Raw genomic sequence first — 2,500 nt, forward strand, 5'->3', positions numbered from 1 at the left:
AGGCAAAAAAAACCCGCCTTAGGATCTCCTGAGACGGTTTGGTATTGGGTTGGTTGGTTGCGGGGACAGGATTTGAACCTGTGACCTTCAGGTTATGAGCCTGACGAGCTACCGGGCTGCTCCACCCCGCGTCAACCGAATGTCCGGGAGAGACGCAAACGCCTCCGACGAATCGGAGGCGTGCGGCCCTAACGGGCAAAACATGGGAATGGGTTCTAAAAGAAAATCCGCGCTGTTCACCGGCTACAATGCCTGGCGACGACCTACTCTTCCAGCACTTAAGTGCTAGTACCATCGGCGCAGTCTGGTTTCACGGCCGAGTTCGGGATGGGATCGGGTGGGGCACAGACGCTATAGCCACCAAGCAATGAAGCGGGTGAACGGCGGGATTTGGTTCTCTCATGGCTTCCCCGTTGCCGGGAAAGCCTTAAAATCGATGCACGCAGTACCATGTATTAAGTAGTTTTATCAGGCGTTGCTCTTCATCATCCGACACATCGTCTGATCAATGCTGGTTACCCAGGATTGTCATTGATGGTGGGACTCTCAAGCGCGAATAGAGCAATTAGTATCGGTTAGCTCCATGGATTACTCCACTTCTACATCCGATCTATCAACGTCATGGTCTCTGACGGCTCTATGAAATCTTATCTCGAGGGAGGCTTCCCGCTTAGATGCTTTCAGCGGTTATCCCGTCCATACATAGCTACCCTGCTGCGCTCTTGGCAGAACGACAGGTACACCAGAGGTATGTTCAACCCGGTCCTCTCGTACTAGGGTCAACTCCTCTCAAATTTCGACGCCCACGGCAGATAGGGACCAAACTGTCTCGCGACGTTCTGAACCCAGCTCACGTACCACTTTAATTGGCGAACAGCCAAACCCTTGGGACCTGCTCCAGCCCCAGGATGTGATGAGCCGACATCGAGGTGCCAAACAACCCCGTCGATATGAGCTCTTGGGGGTTATCAGCCTGTTATCCCCGGCGTACCTTTTATCCGTTGAGCGATGGCCCTTCCACGAGGGACCACCGGATCACTATGACCGACTTTCGTCTCTGCTCGACTTGTCAGTCTCGCAGTCAGGCGGGCTTATGCCATTGCACTCTAACAGACGGTTTCCAACCGTCCTGAGCCCACCATTGCGCGCCTCCGTTACTCTTTAGGAGGCGACCGCCCCAGTCAAACTACCCGCCACAGAGGGTCCCTGATCCAGTTTCATGGATCGAGGTTAGACATCAGAAAACAACAGGGTGGTATTTCACCTATGGCTCCACATCAGCTGGCGCCGATGCTTCAAAGCCTCCCACCTATGCTACACAGTTCTTTCCTAATGCCACTCTGAAGCTGCAGTAAAGGTGCACGGGGTCTTTCCGTCTAACCGCGGGAACCCCGCATCTTCACGGGGAATTCAATTTCGCTGAGCATGTCCTGGAGACAGTGGGGAAGTCGTTACGCCATTCGTGCAGGTCGGAACTTACCCGACAAGGAATTTCGCTACCTTAGGACCGTTATAGTTACGGCCGCCGTTTACCTGGGCTTCATTTCAGAGCTTGCACCCCTCCACTTAACCTTCAGGCACCGGGCAGGCGTCAGGCCCTATACGTCGTCTTGAAGCCGACTTAGCAGAGCCCTGTGTTTTTGCTAAACAGTCGCTACCCCCTGGCCTGTGCCCCCCAACAGAGCTTGCGCTTAGTTGGGGCCTCCTTCTTCCGAAGGTACGGAGGCAATTTGCCGAGTTCCTTCAGGACACTTCTCTCAAGCGCCTTGGTATACTCTACCTGACCACCTGTGTCGGTTTCGGGTACGGTCTATACGGTGGGGCTATTTCCTGGGACCTCTTCGAAGCCTTCCCAATCCAATAAGGGAAGACAACACACGAGATCCGTCACACACCACCAGGTCACGGAATATTAACCGTGTTCCCATCGACTACCCCCTTCGGGCTCGTCTTAGGGGCCGACTCACCCTGCGCGGATTAGCCTTGCGCAGGAACCCTTGGTCTTTCGGCGAAAGGGCATCTCACCCTTTTTATCGCTACTCATGTCTGCATTCGCACTTCCGATACCTCCACGACCCATTACCAGATCGCTTCACAGGCTTACGGAACGCTCCGCTACCGCGTGGCTTACGCCACACCCTAAGCTTCGGTGCATCACTTTAGCCCCGTTACATCTTCGCCGCAGAACCTCTTATTTAGACCAGTGAGCTGTTACGCTTTCTTTAAAGGATGGCTGCTTCTAAGCCAACCTCCTGGTTGTTTTGGAAGTTCCACATGCTTTCCCACTTAGTGATGACTTGGGGACCTTAGCTGTAGGTCAGGGCTGTTTCCCTTTTGACGACGGACCTTAGCACCCGCCGTCTGTCTCCCGGATATTACTCTTGGGTATTCGGAGTTTGGTTAGAGTTGGTAGGTCTCGCGACCCCCGCATCCATCCAGTGCTCTACCCCCCAAGGTATTCGTCCGAGGCACTACCTCAATAGTTTTCGCGGAGAACCAG

At 54.2% G+C, this 2,500-nt stretch carries 1 tRNA gene and 2 rRNA genes (1 of these 3 cut by a window edge); all 3 read right to left on the minus strand.

What is annotated here, in order from left to right:
- Positions 1-54: 54 nt before the first annotated feature.
- Positions 55-131 (minus strand) — tRNA-Met (locus IEV62_RS17870).
- Between the two features lie 119 nt (positions 132-250).
- Positions 251-365: ribosomal RNA gene (gene rrf, locus IEV62_RS17875) — 5S ribosomal RNA — on the minus strand.
- A gap of 180 nt (positions 366-545) precedes the next feature.
- Positions 546-2,500, minus strand: a 23S ribosomal RNA gene (locus IEV62_RS17880) (it continues 844 nt past the right edge of the window).

Source organism: Sphingomonas psychrolutea (genome assembly GCF_014636175.1).
Taxonomy (GTDB): Bacteria; Pseudomonadota; Alphaproteobacteria; order Sphingomonadales; family Sphingomonadaceae; genus Sphingomonas; species Sphingomonas psychrolutea.